This window comes from Pseudomonas palmensis, assembly GCF_017848315.1.
Taxonomy (GTDB): Bacteria; Pseudomonadota; Gammaproteobacteria; order Pseudomonadales; family Pseudomonadaceae; genus Aquipseudomonas; species Aquipseudomonas palmensis.
Map to the genome: position 1 here is coordinate 1 of NZ_JAFKEC010000032.1, position 21,072 is coordinate 21,072.

18 protein-coding genes and 1 pseudogene are annotated in these 21,072 nt (G+C 65.6%); 4 read left to right on the top strand and 15 right to left on the bottom strand.

Going from position 1 to position 21,072, the window contains the following annotated elements:
* From JZZ72_RS16845 to JZZ72_RS16870, 6 genes and pseudogenes are all read right to left on the bottom strand, one after another.
* A partial coding sequence (locus JZZ72_RS16845) for a TIGR03364 family FAD-dependent oxidoreductase (protein WP_210014740.1) occupies window positions 1–992 on the bottom strand: 992 nt, incomplete at its 3' end.
* Between the two features lie 112 nt (window positions 993–1,104).
* A complete protein-coding gene (locus tag JZZ72_RS16850; RefSeq protein WP_054915526.1) occupies window positions 1,105–2,130 on the bottom strand; it encodes a putative 2-aminoethylphosphonate ABC transporter substrate-binding protein in 1,026 nt (341 codons plus the stop codon).
* A 39-nt stretch (window positions 2,131–2,169) separates the two neighbouring features.
* Complete coding sequence (locus JZZ72_RS16855; protein WP_210014741.1) at window positions 2,170–3,888, bottom strand: putative 2-aminoethylphosphonate ABC transporter permease subunit; 1,719 nt, start codon at window positions 3,886–3,888, stop codon at window positions 2,170–2,172.
* A 4-nt stretch (window positions 3,889–3,892) separates the two neighbouring features.
* A pseudogene (locus JZZ72_RS16860) lies at window positions 3,893–4,954 on the bottom strand (putative 2-aminoethylphosphonate ABC transporter ATP-binding protein); the annotation flags it as partial.
* Window positions 4,955–5,136: 182 nt separating this feature from the next.
* On the bottom strand, window positions 5,137–6,006 hold the full coding sequence (locus JZZ72_RS16865) for a LysR family transcriptional regulator (protein WP_058541769.1): 870 nt from the start codon (window positions 6,004–6,006) through the stop codon (window positions 5,137–5,139).
* An 8-nt stretch (window positions 6,007–6,014) separates the two neighbouring features.
* On the bottom strand, window positions 6,015–8,306 hold the full coding sequence (locus JZZ72_RS16870) for a heavy metal translocating P-type ATPase (RefSeq protein ID WP_210014742.1): 2,292 nt from the start codon (window positions 8,304–8,306) through the stop codon (window positions 6,015–6,017).
* 84 nt (window positions 8,307–8,390) lie between these two features.
* Here JZZ72_RS16870 and cadR point away from each other — a divergent pair, with 84 nt between their 5' ends.
* Window positions 8,391–8,834, top strand: coding sequence for a Cd(II)/Pb(II)-responsive transcriptional regulator (gene cadR / locus JZZ72_RS16875; RefSeq protein WP_043863455.1), 444 nt, complete (start codon window positions 8,391–8,393; stop codon window positions 8,832–8,834).
* A gap of 93 nt (window positions 8,835–8,927) precedes the next feature.
* Here cadR and JZZ72_RS16880 read toward each other — a convergent pair whose 3' ends face one another.
* Genes JZZ72_RS16880 through JZZ72_RS16890 form a run of 3 tightly spaced genes read right to left on the bottom strand, consistent with a single transcriptional unit; the run spans window position 8,928 to window position 11,557 of the window.
* Window positions 8,928–9,899 (bottom strand): thymidylate synthase, encoded by a 972-nt coding sequence (locus JZZ72_RS16880; RefSeq protein ID WP_088514635.1) that lies wholly within the window; start codon window positions 9,897–9,899, stop codon window positions 8,928–8,930.
* A 48-nt stretch (window positions 9,900–9,947) separates the two neighbouring features.
* Entirely contained in the window at window positions 9,948–10,760 is an 813-nt protein-coding gene (lgt, locus tag JZZ72_RS16885; RefSeq protein WP_088514634.1) for a prolipoprotein diacylglyceryl transferase, read from the bottom strand.
* A 14-nt stretch (window positions 10,761–10,774) separates the two neighbouring features.
* The gene (locus tag JZZ72_RS16890) at window positions 10,775–11,557 is read right to left on the bottom strand and encodes a sulfite exporter TauE/SafE family protein (RefSeq protein ID WP_043863452.1); all 783 of its coding nucleotides are present in this window, start codon (window positions 11,555–11,557) and stop codon (window positions 10,775–10,777) included.
* Window positions 11,558–11,686: 129 nt separating this feature from the next.
* Here JZZ72_RS16890 and JZZ72_RS16895 point away from each other — a divergent pair, with 129 nt between their 5' ends.
* Entirely contained in the window at window positions 11,687–12,433 is a 747-nt protein-coding gene (locus JZZ72_RS16895; RefSeq protein WP_116052393.1) for an NRDE family protein, read from the top strand.
* 110 nt (window positions 12,434–12,543) lie between these two features.
* Here the strand turns inward: JZZ72_RS16895 and ptsP are convergent, their stop codons facing one another.
* Together ptsP and JZZ72_RS16905 are read right to left on the bottom strand one after the other, a co-directional pair.
* Window positions 12,544–14,823, bottom strand: coding sequence for a phosphoenolpyruvate--protein phosphotransferase (gene ptsP / locus JZZ72_RS16900; RefSeq protein WP_043863450.1), 2,280 nt, complete (start codon window positions 14,821–14,823; stop codon window positions 12,544–12,546).
* A gap of 22 nt (window positions 14,824–14,845) precedes the next feature.
* On the bottom strand, window positions 14,846–15,325 hold the full coding sequence (locus JZZ72_RS16905; RefSeq protein ID WP_043863449.1) for an RNA pyrophosphohydrolase: 480 nt from the start codon (window positions 15,323–15,325) through the stop codon (window positions 14,846–14,848).
* 140 nt (window positions 15,326–15,465) lie between these two features.
* Here JZZ72_RS16905 and JZZ72_RS16910 point away from each other — a divergent pair, with 140 nt between their 5' ends.
* A complete protein-coding gene (locus JZZ72_RS16910; protein ID WP_043863448.1) occupies window positions 15,466–16,122 on the top strand; it encodes a histidinol-phosphatase in 657 nt (218 codons plus the stop codon).
* 74 nt (window positions 16,123–16,196) lie between these two features.
* On the opposite strand, the gene JZZ72_RS16915 is transcribed toward JZZ72_RS16910, so the two are convergent.
* Together JZZ72_RS16915 and ilvA are read right to left on the bottom strand one after the other, a co-directional pair.
* The gene (locus JZZ72_RS16915) at window positions 16,197–16,625 is read right to left on the bottom strand and encodes a DUF2269 family protein (RefSeq protein WP_043863447.1); all 429 of its coding nucleotides are present in this window, start codon (window positions 16,623–16,625) and stop codon (window positions 16,197–16,199) included.
* A gap of 40 nt (window positions 16,626–16,665) precedes the next feature.
* On the bottom strand, window positions 16,666–18,180 hold the full coding sequence (gene ilvA / locus JZZ72_RS16920; protein ID WP_210014743.1) for a threonine ammonia-lyase, biosynthetic: 1,515 nt from the start codon (window positions 18,178–18,180) through the stop codon (window positions 16,666–16,668).
* Window positions 18,181–18,316: 136 nt separating this feature from the next.
* On the opposite strand from ilvA, the gene rpiA reads away from it, so the two are divergent.
* The gene (gene rpiA, locus JZZ72_RS16925) at window positions 18,317–18,988 is read left to right on the top strand and encodes a ribose-5-phosphate isomerase RpiA (RefSeq protein WP_043863445.1); all 672 of its coding nucleotides are present in this window, start codon (window positions 18,317–18,319) and stop codon (window positions 18,986–18,988) included.
* A gap of 88 nt (window positions 18,989–19,076) precedes the next feature.
* On the opposite strand, the gene JZZ72_RS16930 is transcribed toward rpiA, so the two are convergent.
* A complete protein-coding gene (locus tag JZZ72_RS16930) occupies window positions 19,077–19,979 on the bottom strand; it encodes an SdiA-regulated domain-containing protein (protein ID WP_210014744.1) in 903 nt (300 codons plus the stop codon).
* Between the two features lie 77 nt (window positions 19,980–20,056).
* Window positions 20,057–20,989, bottom strand: coding sequence for an SdiA-regulated domain-containing protein (locus JZZ72_RS16935; RefSeq protein ID WP_043863443.1), 933 nt, complete (start codon window positions 20,987–20,989; stop codon window positions 20,057–20,059).
* Between the last annotated feature and the right edge of the window lie 83 nt (window positions 20,990–21,072).

A 21,072-nucleotide genomic window follows, 5' to 3' on the forward strand; every position in this document is an offset into this window, starting at 1 on the left:
CCCGAGCCGTACACCCCCTGCCAGCGCTCCAGCACCTCGATGCGCCCACCCAGCGTCTGCTCGGCCAGCTCGATCATCCAGTTGTCCACCTGCTCGGCATTGAACGGCAACGCATCGCTGCCGTAGGCATGCGAATCGCCGATGATCAGCTCGCCATGGGGCGTCGGGCTGATCAACAGGTGAATGCCGTTTTCCAGCAGGTGCGGGCTGCCGGCCTGTACCTCGGCGCGCAGGGCCTGCGCCTGCGGCAGGTCGGCATACGCCCCGTAATGCAGGCAGCTCAACCCGGTCAGCAGCGAATGCTGCAGGTCCAGGCCGAAGCATGGCCGGGCGCGCAGCATCTGCAGGCGACATACCTGCGGCTGCAACTGCGCCATCGGCTCGGCGAGCAGCGTCTGGTAGTCGTGCCCGCTGCACACCACGATATGCTCGCCGCTGAAGCGACCGGCGGTGGTGGTCAGAAACCCCGGCTCCACCTCGCGCACCAGCGTGGAAAAGTGGAATTCGACGCCCAGTTGCTCGCGCAGGTAGTTGACCAGCGCAGGGATGGCCTCGCGCGAGTACACCTGCTGATCGTCCAGCCCACGCAGGGCGGCGCGATGATGGCGGAACTGGCCATCGTACAGCGCATCGAGCGCAGCGCCCTGCAGCAGTTCGACCGGGTAGCCGTGCTCGAGTGCACGCCCATTGCAGAAGGCTTCGAGCAGGTCTTGCTCCAGCGCGGTGCGGGCCAGCAGCAGCGAGCCGTTGCGCTTGAGCGCAAAGCCGGCGTGCTCGGCCCAGTGGGCCCAGATGCCGCGGCTGGCATTGGCCAGTTCGAGCATCTGGCCGGGTGGCTGGCCGCTGACCAGGGCCTGGCCGAAGTTGCGAATGGAGGCGCCCAGCGGGGTGGCGCTGCGTTCGAACACCTTGACCCGCAGGCCGCGCCGGGCTGCGGCGTAGGCGTGGGACAGACCGAGGATGCCGGCGCCGACGATGAGAAAATCTGACATGGGGGTTCCCTTCAGGATTGTGGTGCGGCCATCGCGGGTCAAGCCCGCTCCCACAAGGACGGCGATGATCCCTGTGGGAGCGGGCTTGACCCGCGATGAATGCGAAGCGGATTTACTGCTGCGCCACCTTCTCCGACTTGCCGTCATAGCGCTTGCGCCACTCGGCCAGAATGCTGTCGCGGTTCTTCGATGCCCAGCCGAAGTCGTTCTTGATCAGACGCTGCTCGTAATCGGCCGGCAACTCGGTCTGCGGCTTGGCAATGCCCGGCTGCGCCAGCACCGCGAAGTTCTCCTTGTACAGCTCCATCGCCGCCGGGCTCGCCGAGAAGTCGGCCAGGCGCTTGGCCGCGGCTTCATGCTGACTGCCCTTGATCAGCGCAGTGGCCTCGATCTCCCAGCCCAGGCCTTCCTTGGGCAGCACGATATCCAGCGGCGCGCCCTGGCGCTTGAGCTGCACCGCCGGGTACTCGAACGAGATGCCGATCGGGAACTCTCCCGCCGCCGCCAGCTTGCACGGCTTGGAACCGGAGTGAACGTACTGGCCGATGTTCTGGTGCAGCTCGTCCATGTACTGCCAGCCCTGCTTCTCGCCGAAGGTCTGCAGCCATGCGCTCACATCCAGAAAACCGGTGCCGGACGAGGCCGGGTTGGGCATCACGATCTTGCCCTTGTACTCGGGCTTGGTCAGGTCCTGCCAGCTCACCGGCTTGCTCAGCCCCTGCTTCTCGGCCTCGATGGTGTTGAAGCAGATGGTCGCCGCCCACACGTCCATGCCCACCCACGCCGGCGGGTTGGCCGCATCGCGGTAGTTGGCGCCGATCTTGTCCAGGTCCTTGGGGGCATAGGTCTGCAGCATGCCCTGCTGGTCGAGGATCGCCAGGCTCGACGCCGCCAGGCCCCACACCGCGTCGGCCTGCGGGCGATCCTTCTCGGCCAGCAGCTTGGCGGTGATGATGCCGGTGGAGTCACGCACCCACTTGATCTCGATATCCGGGTTGGCCTTTTCGAAGGCCTGCTTGTAGGTCTTGAGCTGTTCGGCCTCCAGCGCGGTGTACACGGTGAGCTGGGTGTCGGCGGCCTGGGCCTGCACGGTCACGGCAGCGAGCACGGCAGCGGCAAGAGCAAGTGGCTTGAACATGGTGCGGTTCCTTTGAGCAGTACAGGGTTGGAAGAGCAATCAGTGGCCCGGCGCGCGTTGGCGCCAGGCCTGGGAGCGTTTGAGCAGGCCACGCGAGGCCCACGCCAGCAGCAGTGACACGCCGGCGCTGGTCAGCAGGATCAGGGTGGACATGGCGGCGGCACCGCCGACGTTGCCGGCATCGTCCATGTTCAGTACCGCTACCGCGGCCAGGATGGTGTCGGGGCTGTAGAGGAAGATGGCCGCCGACACGGTGGTCATCGCCGAGACGAACAGGTAGCGGATGATGTCCAGCAGCGCTGGCAGGCAGATCGGCACGGTGACCCGCGCAAAGTGGCGGTACAGCGGGGCCTTGAGCGACAGCGCGGCGGCCTCGAACTCGCTGTCGAGCTGGCGCAGTACAGTGGTGGCGGTCATCTGCGCGGTGGTCAGATAGTGCGCGATGGTGCACACCACCAGCAGCGTCATGCTGCCGTAGAACACATGCAGCGGGTTGCCCGGCAGGTTGAAGAAGAATACGTAGCCCAGCCCCAGCACCAACCCCGGCACGGCCATCGGCACGAAGCTGAGCAGGCGCAGCAGCAGGTTGAGACGGCCTCTGGTCTTCTCCATCAGGTAGGCGCCGCTGAAGATCACCGCGCTGCCGATCAGGGCGGTGCCCAGCGCCATGGTGATGCTGTTGCGGTAGGCCAGCCAGCCGCCGCCGGCGGTGTCGTCGAACTGGTAGTGCTTGAGCGACAGCGACAGGTTGTAGGGCCAGAACTTGACCAGCGAGGAGTACACCGCCATGCCCACCACCAGCAGCAGAATGGCGCACACCAGCAGCACGATGGCCAGGAAGCACGCATCTCGCCGGCGGCTGGGGGCCGGCTCGAACACCTGGGCGCGACCGCTCATGGCATCGCCCTGGCGCCGGCGCAGCCAGGCATCCACCGCAAAGCTGAGCAGCGCCGGCACCAGCAGCACCATGCCGATCAGTGCACCACGGCCGAACTGCTGCTGGCCCACCACCGCCTTGTAGGCTTCCAGCGCCAGCACCTGGTAGTCGCCACCCACCACCACCGGCACGCCGAAGTCGGTGATGGTGAGGGTGAACACCAGGCAGAACGCGGCGAACACGGCCTGGCGCGTGGCCGGCCAGGTGATGCTGGTGAACGCGCGGCGTGGCCCGGCGCCCATGCTGGAGGCCGCATCGAACAACCGTGCATCGGCCAGCGACAGTGCCGAGAGCAGGATCATCAGCGCATGCGGGAAGGTGTAGATGGCCTCGCCCAGCACGATGCCCCAGAAGCCATAGATATTGTCGCTGAGCAGCCCGCGCAGCAGGCCCTGGTTACCGAACAGGTAGACCAGCGCGATGGCCGGCAGCATCGAAGGCGCCAGCAGCGGCAGCAGCGAGATCCCGCGCCATATGCGCTTGCCCGGAATCAGCGTGCGTTGCAGCGCATAGGCGAACAGGTAGGCGGTGGGCACCACGATGGCCGCCACGCTCAGCGCGACGGTGAGGCTGTTGCCCAGCAGCCAGTGGAAATTGGCGCTGGCGAACAGTTCGCGGGCCGCGACCAGCCCGCCGCCCTGCCCGGCATCGCTGCTGAAGCCGCGCCAGAAGATCGCCAGCAACGGCAGCAGCACCGCGACGGTCAGCAGCACCAGCAACAGCCATTTGCCGCCGGTCACGAACAGGCGATCACCCAGCGCGACGCCGCCGGTGGTCTTGGCCTTCGCAGGTGCGATCGGCAGGCTCATCGGCGCGCCCATGCCAGGCAAACACCTGCAGGCTGCGCGGCGGCAAGGCCACCCAGATATCCTGCGAGCCCAGGCGCGGCATCGACTCGGGCGGCACCTCGGCGGTGAGTGCGTGGCCGGGCAGTTGGTTGAACTCGAAACTCATGCGGCAGCGATTGCCAAGGAAGGTGATTTCCCGCACTCGGGCCGGGAACAGGTTTTCTTCATGCACCGGCGGGTTGACGCTGATCGCCTCGGGGCGGCAGAACAACCGGCCACTGTTGGCCGCGCCCGCACCGGGGGCCAGGCGCAGGTTCATGTCACCTACCTGGGCATGGCTGTCGCTACGCTGCTGGAATGGCAGCCAGTTGCCCTGGCCGACGAACTCGGCCACGAACGGCGTGGCCGGCTTGTCGTAGATGGCCTGCGGGGTGTCGTACTGCTCGACCTGGCCGTTGTTCATCACCGCGATGCGGTCGGCCATGAGCATGGCCTCGTCCTGGTTGTGGGTGACCATCAGGGTGGTGATGCCAAGTTGGCGTTGCAACTGACGCAGCTCGCTGCACAGGTGGTCGCGCACGCGGGCATCGAGGGCCGACATGGGTTCGTCGAGCAGCAGCAAGGAGGGTGCCGGGGCGAGTGCGCGGGCCAGGGCCACACGTTGTTGCTGGCCGCCGGAGAGCTGGCCGGGGTACTTCTTCTCGCTGCCGCGCAGGCCGACCAGGTCGAGCATGTCGGCCACGCGCTGACGGGATTCGTCGCGGCTGCTGGCGGTCAGGCCGTAGGCGATGTTGGCTTCGACGGTGAGGTTGGGGAACAGCGCGTAGGACTGGAACAGAATGCCGTAGTCGCGGGCCTGGGGCGGCAGCTCGGAAATGTCGCGGTCACCGATGTAGAGGGTGCCACGGTCCTGGCGTTCGAGCCCGGCGATGCAGCGCAGCAGGGTGGTCTTGCCGCAGCCGGAAGGGCCGAGCAGGCACACCAGTTCGCCGGCGGCGATGTCCAGGGACACGTCGTGCAGCGCGGTGAAGGCGCCGAAGCGTTTGTGGATGCCGCGCACTTTCATCTGTGCGCCGGGGGTTGCGAGTGCGTTGTTCATGCCGGGACCTCACTGAACGAGTGAGGGCCATGCTAGGCGGGCAATGCGAAGGTTCTGTGGCGGTGGGGCAAAAGCGGGTGATAGTGGTATAGGCAGATTTTGTAGGAGCCGGCCTTGCCGGCGAAGGGGGCACTGCGCAATCCCGCAGGCCGCAGCGCGACATTCGCCAGCAAGGCTGGCTCCTACAGGGTCAGCGCCGAGACTTCCTGGGCCAGGCCGAGAAAGGCAGCAGGCAACCGCGCCTGGCGCCGTTCCTTGAGGCAGTACAGGTACTCATGCATCACCGGCGCCCCCTCCAGCGCCAGCACCTTCAGCTCCGGGTTATGCGGCACCTCGTGGCGGGCGATGATGCTGATGCCGATGTTGCGCAGCACCGCCTCGCGGATCGATTCGCGGCTGCCGATCTCCAGCAGCGAGCCCACCTTAACCCCCGCCTCATCGAGCATCTGCTCGGTGAGCCGGCGCGTGGTCGAGCCCTGTTCGCGCATCAGCAGGCAATGCCCGCCCAGCGCACTCAGCGGCACCGCCTCACGCGAGGCCAGGGGATGGTTGCGGTGCACTGCCACCACCAGCGGGTCGACGCCCAGCACCCGCCGCACCAGCCGCGCATCCTCCACCAGCTGTGACGAGGCGGCCATGTCCACGCGGTAATCCTCCAGCCACTCCAGCACCTGCTGCGAGTTGCCGATCTCCACCGACAGCTCCACCTGCGGCAGGCGCTCGCGGAAGATCTTCACCAGGTCGAGAATGTAGTACGGCGCGGTGGCCGCAATGCGCAGGCCGCCCTGCCCCTGGCCGCTGTTGCGCAGGAAGAACTCGATATCCGACTCCTGCTGCATCAGCGCCTTGACCATCGGCATCAGCCGCGTGCCGTCGTCGCTCAGGGTCAGGCGGCGACCGCCACGAAAGAACAGCTCGACCCCGTACTGGGCCTCCAGGTTGCGGATCTGCGTGGTCACCGTCGGCTGGCTGAGCCCGAGTTTCTTCGCCGCCAGGGTAATGCTGCCCAGGCGGGCCACCATGTAGAACGCCTTCAACTCGGAACTCAACATACCGCCTCTTACTTTCTGAGCAGGCGCAAGCCGTTGAATACCACCAGCAAGCTCACGCCCATGTCGGCGAACACCGCCATCCACAAGGTCGCCATGCCGGTGAAGGTGATCGCCAGGAAGATCGCCTTGATGCCCAGGGCCAGAACGATGTTCTGCACCAGGATCGCCGCGCTTTGCCGCGAGAGCCTGACGAACGCCGGGATTTTGCGCAAGTCGTCATCCATCAGTGCCACGTCTGCGGTTTCGATGGCGGTGTCGGTACCGGCCGCCGCCATGGCAAACCCGATCTCGGCGCGCGCCAGCGCCGGGGCATCGTTGATGCCGTCGCCGACCATGCCGACCCGATGGCCCTGGGCGTACAGGTCTTCGATGGCCTTGAGCTTGTCGGCCGGCAGCAGGTTGCCGCGAGCCTCATCGATGCCCACCTGCGCGGCGATGGCCTCGGCGGTGTGCGGATTGTCGCCGGTGAGCATGACGGTCTTGATACCCAGTGCATGCAACTGCGCAATCGCCTCGCGGCTGCTTTCCTTGACCGTATCGGCCACGGCGAACAGCGCCAGCGGGCCGGAGGCGTCGAGCAGCAGCACCACTGTCTTGCCCTGGCGCTCCAGCTCATCGAGCTGGGCTTCCAGTTCGGGCGAGCACAGGCCCAGTTCCTCGACCAGGCGATGGTTGCCCAGGTGGTACAGCACGCCGTCGATCCTGCCGCCCACGCCACGGCCCATCAGGGCCTGGAACTCGCTGACCTCGGCCAGCGGCTGATCGCCGTACTGCTGTGCGATGGCCATCGACACCGGGTGATCGGAACGAGCGCCCAGGCTCGCGGCGATGTGCTGGGCGCGGCCTTCGAAGCGCGCATCGAGCACGTGGTAGTCGGTTTGCACCGGTTTGCCGTGGGTGATGGTGCCGGTCTTGTCCAGCGCCAGGAAGCTGAGCTTGCGCCCGCCCTCCAGGTACACGCCGCCCTTGATCAGGATGCCCTTGCGCGCTGCGGCGGCCAGGCCGCTGACGATGGTCACCGGGGTCGAGATCACCAGCGCGCACGGGCACGCCACCACCAGCAGCACCAGCGCACGGTAGATCCAGTCGAACCACAGGCCGCCGAAGAACAGCGGTGCCACCACGGCCACCGCCAGTGCCAGCACGAACACCACCGGGGTGTAGATGCGCGAGAACTGGTCGACGAAGCGCTGGGTCGGGGCGCGGGCGCCCTGGGCTTGCTCCACGGCCTTGATGATGCGGGCCAGGGTCGACTGGCCGGCGGCGGCGGTCACGCGGTACTCCAGCGCACCGGACTGGTTGATGGTGCCGGCGAACACCTTGTCGCCGGGGCCCTTCTCCACCGGCAGGCTTTCGCCGGTGATCGGCGCCTGGTCGATGCTGGACTGGCCTTGCAGCACTTCGCCGTCCAGGCCGATACGTTCGCCTGGGCGCACGCGCACGGTGGCGCCAAGGGCCACCTGGCGCACGTCGACCTCCTGCCATTGGCCGTTGGCCTGGCGCACGGTGGCCAGGTCCGGGGCCAGTTGCATCAGGCCGCCGATGGCGTTGCGTGCACGGTCCAGCGAGCGCGCCTCGATCAGTTCGGCCAGGGTGAACAGCACCATCACCATGGCCGCTTCCGGCCACTGGCCGATCAGCACGGCGCCGGTCACGGCGATGCTCATCAGTGCGTTGATGTTCAGGTTGCGGTTCTTCAGGGCAATCCAGCCCTTCTTGTAGGTGCCCAGGCCGCAGCCGAGGATGGCCGCCAGCGCCAGCAGGGCCACGGCCCATTCCGGGGCGGCATTGGTGAAGTGGACGATCTCGGCGGCGAGTGCGGCGACACCGGACAGCGCCAGCGGCCACCAGGCTTTCTTCGGCGCAGCCACTGCGTCGCTGCCGGCCTCGCCCGCATCGTCGAGCGGTTCGGCGTGCATGCCCAGCGAGGTGATCGCCTGCTCGATGCCGCGGGTGTCGGGGTGGGTATGCGTGACGCCGAGGATACGGTTGATCAGGTTGAATTCCAGCTGCTCGACGCCGTCGAGCTTGCCCAGCTTGTTCTGGATCAGGGTCTGCTCGGTCGGGCAGTCCATGGCCTCGATCCGGAAGCGGCTCAGCCGCGCATCGCTGCTGGTGGTTTCACGCAGCTGCACCAGGGCCGGTGCGGCGGCGCCGGAGCAGCAGCTGCCGTGGGCAGGCGCGGCAGGCGCGGGGCTGGCGTGGTCGTGGTCCGCGTGGTCGTGGGCATGATCGTGGCTATGTTCATGCTTGTGATCGTGCGCGTGGCCGACGTGGTCGGGGCTGACAGGCTGGTTCATGTGGTTCATCCCTAAAGGTCCTGTTGCCAAGTGAACACCCTGTAGCCACTATAGGGTCAAGCAACCAACCGAGGTATTTTGCAGATGAAGATCGGAGAGCTGGCCAGGGCCACCGACTGCCCGGTGGAAACCATTCGCTACTACGAGCGTGAAAGCCTCTTGCCAGAGCCTGCGCGCAGCGAGGGCAACTACCGGCTGTATACCCAGGCGCACGTGGAGCGGCTGACCTTCATCCGCAACTGCCGCACGTTGGACATGACCCTGGAAGAGATCCGCAGCCTGCTGCGCCTGCGCGACAGCCCGGAGGACCAGTGCGAAAGCGTGAATGCGCTGATCGACGAGCATATCCAGCACGTGAAGGCGCGCATCGACGGGTTGGTGGCATTGCAGGGGCAGTTGCTGGAGTTGCGCCAGCATTGCCGGGCGCAGGAAACGCAGTGCTCGATCCTGCAGCATCTGGAGGTGAACGGTGCGGTGACAGCTCCGGAGGCGGAGCATTCGCATGTGGGGCGCAGCCATGGGCACTGACTGAGGGCCCTTTCGCCGGCAAGGCTGGCTCCTACAGGGGATCGCGGTGATCCTTGTAGGAGCCAGCCTTGCTGGCGAAGCGGTATGGCGCGCTTAGACCGCCATCGGCGCCGTCATCGGCGCATGGTGCTCGTAGCCTTCCAGGCTGAAGTCGCTCGGCTCGATCTTCTCCAGCCACTCCGGCTCGTACACACCCGTCTTGGCATACTCCGGCACGCGGTCGGAGATCACCAGCCTGGGCGCCGCCAGCGGCTCGCGCTTGAGCTGTTCGGTGAGCATGTCCAGGTGGTTCTCGTACACGTGCGCATCACCGATGAAGTAGGTGAACCAGCGCGGCGTGTAGCCGGTCAGGCGGCCCACCAGCGACAGCAGCGCGGCGCCTTCGGTGAGGTTGAACGGTGTGCCCAGGCCCAGGTCGTTGGAGCGGATGTAGAGGGTCAGGGAAATCTCCTTGGTCTCCACGTTCGGGTGAAACTGATAAAGCAGGTGGCACGGCGGCAACGCCATCTCGTCCAGCTGCGCACAGTTCCAGCCATGGAACAGGATGCGGCGGCTGCCCGGGTCGTTGTGGATGGTGTCGATGCACTGGCGAATCTGGTCGATGGCCTTGTACAGCACCACGAACGCCTCGCCCTCTTCTTCTGCCTCGGCAATCTTCACGAAGCCATTGCTCTGCGCCAGCTCGATGGCCGCCGGGTTGCTCAGTGGGATGCGCTTGTAGGCCGGCCACTGGCGCCATTGCACGCCGTAGATCTCGCCCAGGTCGTCATGCCCCTGGCGGAAGGGGTTGGCCAGCCACTGGGCGTTCTCGTTGGCGTTCTGGTCCCAGACCTTGCAGCCCAGTTCACGAAATTCGCCGGCGTTCTTCACGCCACGCAGAAAGCCCACCATTTCGCCGATCGCCGACTTGAACGCCAGGCGGCGGGTGGTGATGGCCGGGAAACCCTTCTGCAGGTCGAAACGCAGCATGGCTCCCGGCAGGCTGATGGTACGCACGCCGGTACGGTTGCCCTGCAGGGTGCCGTTCTCGATCACATCACGCACCAGCTCTAGATATTGCTTCATGTCTTACCTGTCTCGATACCGGCAGGGGCCAGGCCCCTGCCGGGAAAATTAAAGCGCGGCGCCCTTGGCACTCGGCGCGCGGCGGTAGGCCAGCCAGATCAGCGCGATACCGGCGACGATCATCGGCACGCACAGCACCTGCCCCATGGTCAGCCAGCCGAAGGCCAGGTAACCCAGCTGCGCATCCGGCACCCGCACGAACTCGACGATGAAGCGGAAGATGCCGTAGAACAGCGCGAACATCCCGGAAACCGCCATGGTCGGGCGCGGTTTGCGCGAGTACAGCCACAGAATCAGGAATAGTGCCACACCTTCCAGGGCGAACTGGTACAGCTGCGACGGGTGACGCGGCAATTGCGCCGGGTCGCTGAACGGCGGGAACACCATGGCCCACGGCACGTCGGTGGCCTTGCCCCACAGCTCGGCGTTGATGAAGTTGCCAATGCGCCCGGCACCCAGGCCGATTGGCACCAGCGGCGCAACGAAGTCCATCAGCTCGAAGAACGACTTGTTGTTGCGCTTGCCGAACCACAGCGCCGCCAGCATCACGCCGATGAAGCCGCCATGGAACGACATGCCGCCCTTCCACACCTCGAAGATCAGCGTCGGGTTGGCCAGGTACGCGCTCAGGTCATAGAACAGCACGTAGCCCAGGCGCCCGCCGACGATCACGCCCATGGACAGCCAGAACACCAGGTCGGAGAGTTTCTCGCGGCTCCAGGTGGGGTCGAAGCGGTGCAGCCGGCGCGACGCCAGCAGCCACGCGCCGCCGATGCCGATCAGGTACATCAGGCCGTACCAGTGGATTTTCAGCGGCCCGATGGCCAGTGCCACGGGATCGATCTGCGGGTAAGGCAGCATGGTGACTCCTCTCGTTAAAGCAAAAAGCTCAGGCCTACACAGAACAGCAGTGCGGCGAACAGCCGCTTGAGCAGGCGTGGCGACAGTTTATGCGCCAGGCGCGCACCGAAACGGGCAAAGAACATGCTGGTCAGGGCAATCCCGAGCAGCGCCGGCAAATACACGAAGCCCAGGCTGTTGGGCGGCAGGTGCGCCTCGTCCCAGCCCAGCACGATGAAACTCAGGGCACTGGCCACCGCAATCGGAAAACCACAGGCCGAGGACGTGGCCACCGCCTGCTGCATGGGCAGGCTGCGCCAGGTCAGGAAGGGCACGGTGAGCGAGCCGCCGCCGATGCCGAAGATCGCCGAGGCCCAGCCCACCACGCCGCCGGCGGCGGTCAGGCCAAGCTTGCCGGGTACGCCGCGGCTGGCCTTGGGCTTGAGGTCCAGGGCCATCTGCACCGCCACCAGCAGGGCGAACACGCCGATGATCTTCTGCAGGTGCGGGCCCTGGATCAGCGAGGCGGTCTTGGCCCCGACCCCGGCGCCGAGCAGGATGCCCACGGTCATCCACACAAAGATCGGCCACTGCACCGCGCCACGGCGGTGGTGCTCGAGGATGGCGTTGACCGAGGTGAAGACAATGGTCGCCAGCGACGTGCCGACTGCCAGGTGGGTCAGCACCGAGGCGTCGAAGCCCTGCAGGGTGAAGCTCAGTACCAGCACCGGCACGATGATGATGCCGCCGCCCACGCCGAACAGCCCGGCCAGTACACCTGCACAGGCGCCCAGCACCAGATAGATCACAAATTCCATTGTCGACCCCCAAAATCAGTTCGGCATGGTAACGGAAGGTGGGCCTGTGGCTCTAGTGAAGACACGTTTAGTCGATGGATAGCGAACGCCAGTGTGGGTAGAGTGGCTGAAAACACTGGGAGCGAACCTATGTGTCTGATTGCTTTTGCATGGCGCCCGGGGCATGCCCGGCCGCTGATCGTCGCGGCCAACCGTGACGAGTTCTATGCCCGCCCCAGCCAGGCGCTGGGGGCGTGGGAGGATGCGCCGGGGGTGTATGCCGGACGTGACCTGGAGGCTGGCGGCAGCTGGCTGGGGGTCGGACCGGGCGGGCGCTTTGCGGCGCTGACCAATATTCGGGACCCGCAGCAGGCGCAGGGTGCGCGCTCGCGCGGCGAGCTGGTGGCGGGATTTCTGCGCGGCGAGCTGGGGGTGGAGGCTTACCTGGACCATGTGGCCAGCCGCAGCAGCCAGTATTCGGGATTCAACCTGCTGGTAGGGGACGCCGGGCAGTTGGGGTACCTGAATGCGCAGGAGGCGGCGCCGGTGCTGCTGGCCGAGGGGGTGTACGGCTTGTCGAATGCCGGGCTGGATACGCCGTGGCCGAAACTGCTGAAGATGCGGGCTGCGCTCGAAGACCAGCTGCAGGACCCGCGACCACAGCGGCTGCTGGCGTTGCTGGGGGATGAGCAGCAGGCCGAAGAGGCCGAGCTGCCGCAGACCGGTGTGGGGCTGGCGACCGAGCGGTTGCTGTCGAGCGTGTTCATTGCCAGCCAGAACTACGGGACGCGGGCGAGTACGGTGTTGATTGTCGAGGCGGATGGCAGCAGGTTGATGGTGGAGCGCAGCTTCGGACCGTTTGGAGGGCAGTTGGGCGAGGTCACCCTGCAGGTTTGACGCTTTCGCGGGTAAAGCCCGCTCCCACAGATACAGCACAAGCATCAAGACCGGTGAGATCCCTGTGGGAGCGGGCTTGACCCGCGAAGGGCCGCGAAGCGGCCCCGGCTTCACAGGGTCTTGGAAGCCCCAGGATTGATCATCCGCGACAACCCCAGGTTCTTCAGCGCCAGTTGCAGCGAGCTGTGGATAACCTGCGGGTTATCGATACCCATCGCCTGCTCCAGCAATTCCCTGGATTTGCTCATGCTGATCTGACGCAGCATCCATTTCACTTTCGGCAGGTTGGTGGCGTTCATCGACAGGCTGTCGAAGCCCATGGCCATCAGCAGCACCGCCGCTGCCGGGTCGCCAGCCATCTCGCCACAGATGCTCACCGGCTTGCCCTCGGCATGCGCCGCGGTCACCACGTGCTGCAAGGCCTGCAGCACCGCAGGGTGCAGGTAGTCATAGAGGTCGGCCACCCGCGGGTTGTTGCGGTCGACCGCCAGCAGGTACTGGGTCAGGTCGTTGGACCCCACCGACAGGAAGTCGACCATGCGCGCCAGCTCGCGGGTCTGGTAGACCGCCGCCGGAATCTCGATCATGACCCCCACAGGCGGCATCGGCACGTCGGTGCCTTCGTCGCGCACCTCGCCCCAGGCGCGGTGGATCAGGTGCAATGCCTCTTCCAGTTCGTGTATCCCGGAGATCATCGGCAGCAGGATGCGCAGGTTGTTCAGGCCTTCGCTGGCCTTGAGCATGGCGCGGGTCTGCACCAGGAAGATCTCCGGGTGGTCCAGCGTCACGCGGATACCGCGCCAACCCAGGAACGGGTTGTCCTCCTTGATCGGGAAGTACGACAGCGCCTTGTCACCCCCGATGTCCAGGCTGCGCATGGTCACCGGCAACGGGTGGAAGGCCGCCAGTTGCTCGCGATAGATCGCCAGCTGCTCCTTTTCGCTGGGGAAGCGTTGGTTGATCATGAACGGCACTTCGGTACGGTACAGCCCCACCCCTTCGGCGCCGCGCTGCTGCGCCCGCGCCACGTCGGCCAGCAGCCCGGTGTTGACCCACAGCGGCATGCGGTAGCCATCGAGCGTCTCGCACGGCAGTTCGCGCAGGGCGTCCAGGCCCTGGGCCAGCTGGCGCTCCTCCTCGACCACTTCGGTGTAGTGCTTGCGCAGCACTTCGCTGGGGTTGGTGTAGACGTCGCCCTTGTAGCCGTCGACGATCATCTGGATGCCGTCGACCTTCGAATACGGCAGGTCGACCAGGCCCATCACCGTGGGGATGCCCATGGCACGCGCCAGGATCGCGACGTGGGAGTTGCCCGAGCCGAGTACCGACACCAGCCCCACCAGCTTGCCTTCGGGTACTTCACCGAGCATGGCCGGGGTCAGCTCTTCGCTGATCAGGATGGTGTTGTCGGGGTACACCAGGGTCAGCTGGCGGGCTTCCTGCAGGTAGGCCAGCAGGCGCCGGCCCAGGTCTTTGACATCGGAGGCGCGCTCGCGCAGGTAGGCGTCGTCCATCAGCTCGAAGCGGTTGACGTGCTCGCCCACCACCTGGCGCAAGGCGCCCTGGGCCCACTGGCCGGTCTTGATGACCTCCACCACCTCGCCGCCCAGGGCGACGTCTTCGAGCATCATCAGGTACACGTCGAACAGCGCACGCTCTTCGGGGCGCAGCTGGGTGGCGAGCTTGGCCGAGAGGTTGCGCATGTCGCTGCGCACGCCTTCGAGGGCGTTGTTGAACAGTTTGAGTTCGGCGTCGATGTCGGTGACGGTCTTGTCCGGCACCACGTCCAGGTCGGCCGGCGGCAGCATCACCACCGCCGTACCCACCGCCGCGCCCGGCGAGCCCGGCACGCCGACGAACTTGGCTTCCTGGATACCCTTGCCCTGGCGCCCCAGGCCGCGAATCGAGCCGGTGGCCTCGGCATGGGCGATAACCCCGGCCAACTGCGCACTCATGGTGACCAGGAAGGCTTCTTCGCCCTCGTCGAACTGGCGACGTTCCTTCTGCTGGATGACCAGCACGCCCACCACGCGGCGGTGGTGGATGATGGGTGCACCGAGGAAGGAGGCAAAGCGCTCTTCGCCGGTTTCGGCAAAGTAGCGATAACGCGGGTGATCGGCGGCGTTTTCCAGGTTCAGCGGTTCTTCGCGGGTACCCACCAGGCCCACCAGGCCTTCGTTGGGGGCCATGCTGACCTTGCCGATGGAGCGCTTGTTCAGGCCCTCGGTGGCCATCAGCACGAAGCGGTTGCTCTCCGGGTCGAGCAGGTAGACGGAACACACCTGGCTGCCCATGGCTTCTTTGACGCGTAACACAATGATCCCCAACGCCGTCTTGAGATCCTTGGCGGAGTTAACTTCCTGGACGATCTTGCGCAGCGTATTGAGCATGGCTCGGGGTCGAACTCCGTCGTCAGTCGCGCGCCAGCAGGCGCGGGGCAAGCTCTTTGAGAGCGCGGCGGTAAACCTCGCGCTTGAATGTCACCACCTGGCCCAACGGATACCAATAGCTGACCCAGCGCCACCCATCGAATTCCGGTTTACCGGTCAAATCCATCCGCACCCGCTGCTCGTTGGACACCAGGCGCAGGAGGAACCATTTCTGTTTCTGGCCGATGCACAGCGGTTGGCTGTGGGTACGCACCAGGCGTTGGGGTAAACGATAACGCAACCAGCCACGGGTGCAGGCAAGAATTTCAACATCCTGCCGCTCCAGGCCCACTTCTTCATTCAGCTCGCGGTACAGGGCGTCTTCCGGCGTTTCCTCGGGGTTGATCCCGCCTTGTGGAAACTGCCAGGCATCCTGGTTGATCCGTCGAGCCCATAGCACCTGCCCGAGATCATTGGTCAGAATGATCCCGACATTGGGGCGAAAACCATCGGGGTCGATCACGGCAGCAACCTCGCAAACGCATGTCGCCGCATTGTTCCACAAAGCTTGCAACGCCAGCAACGCGCCGCTCCACCTTATGTGCATAGCAGATAAAAGTCCGTATTCTGTGGGCCTTTTCAGATGTTATGCGAGTGACTTCGATGCGCCTGGCTTTATTCGATCTGGACAACACGCTTCTGGGTGGCGACAGCGACCACGCCTGGGGCGATTACCTGTGCGAACGCGGGATTCTCGACCCCATCGCCTACAAGAACCGCAACGATGCGTTCTACCAGGACTACCTGGCCGGCAAGCTGGACCAGGGCGCCTACCTTGAATTCACCCTGGAGATCCTGGCCCGGACCGAAATGGCGCAACTCGACGAATGGCACCGCGACTTCATGCGCGACTGCGTCGAGCCGATCATCCTGCCCCAGGCCCTGGCGCTGCTGCAAAAGCACCGTGACGCGGGCGACAAGCTGGTGATCATCACCGCCACCAACCGCTTCATCACCGGCCCGATTGCCCAGCGCCTGGGCGTGGAGACCCTGCTGGCCACCGAGTGCGAGATGGTCGACGGTCGCTACAGCGGGCGCAGCATCGACGTGCCGTGCTTCCGTGAAGGCAAGGTGACGCGCCTGAACCGCTGGCTCGAAGAGAATGGCTTGAACCTGGACGACAGCTACTTCTATAGCGACTCGATCAACGACCTGCCGCTGCTGGAGCAGGTGGCCAACCCGGTGGCGGTGAACCCGGACCCGACCCTGCGTGCCGAAGCCGAGAAACGCGGCTGGCCGGTGATCAGCCTGCGCGATTGAGGTGTGACCATTCGCCGGCAAGGCCGGCTCCTACAGCGCAACGGGTGTAGGAGCCGGCCTTGCCGGCGAAGGCATCAGACGGGTTTTGCACCCATCAGCCCGGCAATCGCGATGAAGCACACGGCGCAGAACACCGCCAGGCCCAGCGTCACCTTCGGGTTGCCTGCGCCCGGCGCCGTGCGCAGCCGGTTAAGGCGCACACTCAGCCAGAACCAGCAGAACGCCCCCACCGTATAGATCAGGCTGGAGCCCAGCACCCAGGTCTGCCCCAATGGCCAGCCGATCAGGTGCACCAGCCACCAGCCACTGAACGGCATGCTCACCAGGCATACGCCCATCAGCAACCATACGAACAGCAAAGGCCGCTGCAACAGGCGCGTGTGCGCAGTCACGTCACCCTTGCGTCGTGCCAGCCAGACCCACAGCGCCAGGCCCAGGGCACTGCCCAGCAGCACGACCGTGGCCAGTACGTGGGCGATTTTCAGGCTTGTCAGCAATTCCATGTCTTCTTATTCCTCAGGCGTTGCCCAACAGCGTAGCCGTTCAGCCCAGAAACAGCCGGTACGCCGGGTTGTCGGTTTCATCCCAGTACGGGTAGCCGATCTTGGCCAGTGCCGCCGGCACCAGGTGGCGCTCATCATCCGGCACCTGCAGCCCGGCCACCACGCGACCATCGGCCGCGCCATGGTTGCGGTAGTGGAACATCGAGATGTTCCAGCGCCCACCCAGCTTGTTGAGGAAGTTGAACAGCGCCCCCGGCCGCTCAGGGAACTCGAAGCGCAGCACCAGCTCGTCGCTGACCCGCGCCGCGTGCCCGCCCACCATGTGGCGGATGTGCAGCTTGGCCAGCTCGTTGTCGGTCAGGTCCAGCACCGGAAAACCCTGCGCGATCAGGCTGTGCAGCAGGGCACTGCGCGGGTCGGTGTCGGGGTGGGTCTGCACCCCGACAAAGATGTGCGCCTCGCCGTCGGCGTGGTAGCGGTAGTTGAATTCGGTGATCTGGCGCTTGCCGATGGCCTCGCAGAACGCCTTGAAGCTGCCCGGCTGTTCGGGGATGGTCACTGCGATGATCGCCTCGCGGCCCTCGCCCAGTTCGGCGCGCTCGGCCACATGGCGCAGGCGGTCGAAGTTCACGTTGGCACCGGAGTCGATGGCCACCAGGGTCTGCCCGGTCACACCTCGCAGCTCAACGTACTTCTTGATGCCGGCAACGCCCAGCGCGCCGGCAGGTTCGGTGATCGAGCGGGTATCGTCGTAGATGTCCTTGATGGCCGCGCAGATCTCGTCGGTGCTGACGGTGATCACCTCGTCCACATGATCCTTGCAGATGTCGAAGGTGTGCTGGCCGATCTGCGCCACCGCCACGCCATCGGCGAACAGGCCCACCTGCGGCAGCACCACGCGCTCGCCGGCGGCCATGGCGGCCTGCAGGCAGTTGGAGTCGTCCGGCTCGACACCGATCACCTTGATCTCGGGGCGCAGGTATTTGACGTAGGCGGCAATGCCGGCGATCAGGCCGCCGCCGCCCACCGGCACGAAGATCGCGTCCAGCGGCCCGGGGTACTGGCGCAGGATCTCCATGGCCACGGTGCCCTGCCCGGCGATGGTGTGCGGGTCGTCATAGGGGTGGATATAGACGAAGCCCTTTTCGTCCACCAGCTTGAGCGAGTAGGCCAGCGCCTCGGGGAACGAATCGCCATGCAGCACCACCTTGGCGCCCCGCGAGCGCACGCCTTCGACCTTGATCTCGGGGGTGGTCTTGGGCATCACGATGGTGGCCTTGATCCCCAGTTCACGGGCGGCCAGCGCCAGGCCCTGGGCATGGTTGCCGGCCGAGGCGGTGACCACGCCCCGCGCCAGTTCCTCGGCGCTCAACTGCGCCAGCTTGTTGTAGGCGCCGCGGATCTTGAACGAGAACACCGGCTGCAGGTCTTCGCGCTTGAGCAGCACGTGGTTGCCCAGGCGCTTGCTGAGCTGGCCGGCCGGTTGCAGCGGGGTTTCGACGGCGACGTCATAGACGCGCGAGGTGAGGATCTTCTTGACGTACTGTTCGAGCATCGGGAACGCATCACTGGGCAGCTGGGCGGGGCCTCGGAGTCTACCGCAGCGCCCGGTCGGGCGACCACAGCCAGTCTGTGGTTTTAGCCGCTATACTACGCGCCCTCACGATACCCCTGCCCGCTCCGGAGCCCGCATGACCCAGGACCAACTCAAACAGGCTGTCGCCCAGGCCGCTGTCGATTTCATTCTGCCCAAGCTCGATGACAAGAGCATCGTCGGCGTCGGCACCGGTTCGACCGCCAACTGCTTCATCGACGCCCTGGCGCTGCACAAGGGTGCGTTCGATGGTGCGGTCGCCAGCTCCGAGGCCACGGCTGCACGCCTGAAGGGCCACGGCATTCCGGTGTACGAGCTGAACACGGTCAGCGACCTGGAGTTCTATGTGGACGGTGCCGACGAGAGCGACGAGCGCCTGAACCTGATCAAGGGCGGTGGCGCAGCCCTGACCCGCGAGAAGATCGTCGCGGCCGTGGCCAAGACCTTCATCTGCATTGCCGACGCGAGCAAGCTGGTGCCGGTACTGGGCGCCTTCCCGCTGCCGGTCGAGGTGATCCCGATGGCGCGCAGCCATGTGGCACGTCAGCTGGTGAAACTGGGCGGCGACCCGGTGTACCGCGAAGGCGTGGTGACCGACAACGGCAACATCATCCTGGACGTGTTCAACCTGCAGATCACCAACCCGGTGGAGCTGGAAACCCAGATCAACGCGATCGTGGGCGTGGTGACCAACGGCCTGTTCGCGGCGCGCCCGGCGGACCTGCTGCTGCTGGGGACCGCGGACGGCGTGAAGACCCTGACCAGGTAAGCTTGCGGGGCCGGCCTCATCGCGGGCCAAGCCCGCTCCCACAGGTTCGGTGTGATCTTGTGGGAGCGGGCTTGACCCGCGATACAGCCTACTCGGTCTTCCTGAATACGTAGAACAGGTTCGGCTCGCTCACCACATACAGCGTCCCGGCATCGTCCAGCGCAATCCCCTCGGCCTGCGGCACGCTCGCCTTCAACCCGGCAGACCCCTTGCGCAGCGACAGGCTGCTGATCGGCTTGCCCTTCACGTCCAGCTCCAGCACCAGTTGCGATTCGTCCGACAGGGCCAGCAGATGCCCGCTGCGCTCGTCGAACTGCAAGCTCGACAGGTCTCTCACGAACAACCGCGAATCACGCTTGCGGTCCTGCACCACGTGCACCGCATAGGGCTGCTCCGGATTGTCATGGGGAAACCCGTGCACCTCGTAGATCAGCATCGGGTCGCGCTCCTTGGCCACGAACAGGCGCTTGCCGCCCGAGTCGTAGGCCAGCCCCTCGAAACCCTTGTTGCCGTTCAGGCCGATGCCCAGGGTAAGCTGCTCGGCATCCTTGGCATCCAGGAACGCGGTATCGGGCGCCACATGCACCCGGATCAGGCGCTGCTCGCGCTCGTCCGTGATCACGAAACTGCCCGGCCCCACATACTCCACCGCCTCGGGGTCGCCGAAACCTGTCAGGGGGATGCGCCGCACGATGCGCCCCTCCAGCGACAGCTCGATCAGCTCGGGGTTCTTGTTGGTGACCGTGTACAGGCTGTTGCGGTCCGGGTCGAAGGTCAGCGCCGAAATATCCGCCTCCAGCCCCTCGACCGGGCGTGCCTCGACCACCACCTGGTAGCGGCTCAGCCCCATGCCCTGCTCGGCCGGCTGCCACCAGGCCTTGAGGTCGAACCAGGCACGCTCGAACACGCGGTGCTGCTGCCCCGCCACGCCCAGGGCGGCAAGGGCCAGCAGACTGAAAACAAGAAAGACCAGGGGCAGGTAACGACGCATTCGGGAAGACTCGGCAGGGTTCGGGCGTCATCTAACCATAGCCAACTGAATCGAAGCTTAATGCCACTATGCGGGAGTCACTGCTTGCGAAAGCGGTAGAACAGGTTCGGCTCACTGACGATGTACAGGGTGCCCTGGTCGTCCATGGCCACGCCCTCGGCGCGAGGGATGCGCTTTTTCAGGCCGTTGAAACCGCCGAGCAGGGTCATGAAGCTGACCTGCTCGCCCCGCTCGTCCAGCTCCAGCAGCATGTTCGAGTCGGCCGACAGCACCAGCATGTGCCCGGTACGCGGGTCGACCCCCAGCGCCGAGAGGTTGCGCAGGTCCAGCTCGTCACTGGGCAGCGGCTGCTTGTCGCCGGTCAGCGGCGAACGGCCGTCGGTGCGCCAGGTGAACAGCCGCGGCGGACGCTCCTCGCCCAGCACGAGGCGCTGGTTGCGCGGGTCCCAGGCAATCGCCTCGAAGGCCTTGTTCTGATTGGCCGAAGGGCCCAGGTCGTATTGCGTGAAATCCTTGATGTTCAGTGCCTGGGTGCTGTCGTCCAGGCTGACGATGGTCATGGTGTGATCACGCTCGTCGACAATGGCCAACCGCCCGTCCGCCAGCACCGCAACCCCCTCGGGGTTGCTCCAGCCGTGAAGTGGCAGCTTGCGCAGCACATCGCCGTCCAGGGTCAGCTCGACCAGGAACGGGTTCTTGCCCATGACGGCGAACAGGGTCTTGCGCTGGGGGTCGTAGGCCAGGTCGGAGGCCTCGTCGTCCTCCATGCCCGGCAGCACCTTGGCGTCGATATCGACCGTATAGCCCGGCAGCCAGATACTGGCCTGCTGTTCGCTCACCGACTCGAAACGCTCCTGCAGCCACAGCAGGCCACGGTCGTCCCAGTGCATGGCGATGGCCACGCCATAGCCGATCACCGCAGCCGTCACCAGCCAGGTAGACCAGCGCAACAGGAGGCGACGCTTGCGCACAGGAGGGAGCGAACCGCTGGAAGGATAAGGTGTGGCCATCAGGTATTCCCGTTGTTTTTTTAGCCTGGCACGCAACACGCAGGCACGTTCACAAGGTTGATTCGCGGGGATTATCCGGATCA

Coding starts and splice junctions, on each gene's coding strand:
- JZZ72_RS16850 (WP_054915526.1), bottom strand. CDS start 2,130: ATGTTCAAGCCACTTGCTCTTGCCGCTGCCGTGCTCGCTGCCGTGACC.
- JZZ72_RS16855 (WP_210014741.1), bottom strand. CDS start 3,888: ATGGGCGCGCCGATGAGCCTGCCGATCGCACCTGCGAAGGCCAAGACC.
- JZZ72_RS16865 (WP_058541769.1), bottom strand. CDS start 6,006: ATGTTGAGTTCCGAGTTGAAGGCGTTCTACATGGTGGCCCGCCTGGGC.
- JZZ72_RS16870 (WP_210014742.1), bottom strand. CDS start 8,306: ATGAACCAGCCTGTCAGCCCCGACCACGTCGGCCACGCGCACGATCAC.
- cadR (WP_043863455.1), top strand. CDS start 8,391: ATGAAGATCGGAGAGCTGGCCAGGGCCACCGACTGCCCGGTGGAAACC.
- JZZ72_RS16880 (WP_088514635.1), bottom strand. CDS start 9,899: ATGAAGCAATATCTAGAGCTGGTGCGTGATGTGATCGAGAACGGCACC.
- lgt (WP_088514634.1), bottom strand. CDS start 10,760: ATGCTGCCTTACCCGCAGATCGATCCCGTGGCACTGGCCATCGGGCCG.
- JZZ72_RS16890 (WP_043863452.1), bottom strand. CDS start 11,557: ATGGAATTTGTGATCTATCTGGTGCTGGGCGCCTGTGCAGGTGTACTG.
- JZZ72_RS16895 (WP_116052393.1), top strand. CDS start 11,687: ATGTGTCTGATTGCTTTTGCATGGCGCCCGGGGCATGCCCGGCCGCTG.
- ptsP (WP_043863450.1), bottom strand. CDS start 14,823: ATGCTCAATACGCTGCGCAAGATCGTCCAGGAAGTTAACTCCGCCAAG.
- JZZ72_RS16910 (WP_043863448.1), top strand. CDS start 15,466: ATGCGCCTGGCTTTATTCGATCTGGACAACACGCTTCTGGGTGGCGAC.
- JZZ72_RS16915 (WP_043863447.1), bottom strand. CDS start 16,625: ATGGAATTGCTGACAAGCCTGAAAATCGCCCACGTACTGGCCACGGTC.
- ilvA (WP_210014743.1), bottom strand. CDS start 18,180: ATGCTCGAACAGTACGTCAAGAAGATCCTCACCTCGCGCGTCTATGAC.
- rpiA (WP_043863445.1), top strand. CDS start 18,317: ATGACCCAGGACCAACTCAAACAGGCTGTCGCCCAGGCCGCTGTCGAT.
- JZZ72_RS16930 (WP_210014744.1), bottom strand. CDS start 19,979: ATGCGTCGTTACCTGCCCCTGGTCTTTCTTGTTTTCAGTCTGCTGGCC.
- JZZ72_RS16935 (WP_043863443.1), bottom strand. CDS start 20,989: ATGGCCACACCTTATCCTTCCAGCGGTTCGCTCCCTCCTGTGCGCAAG.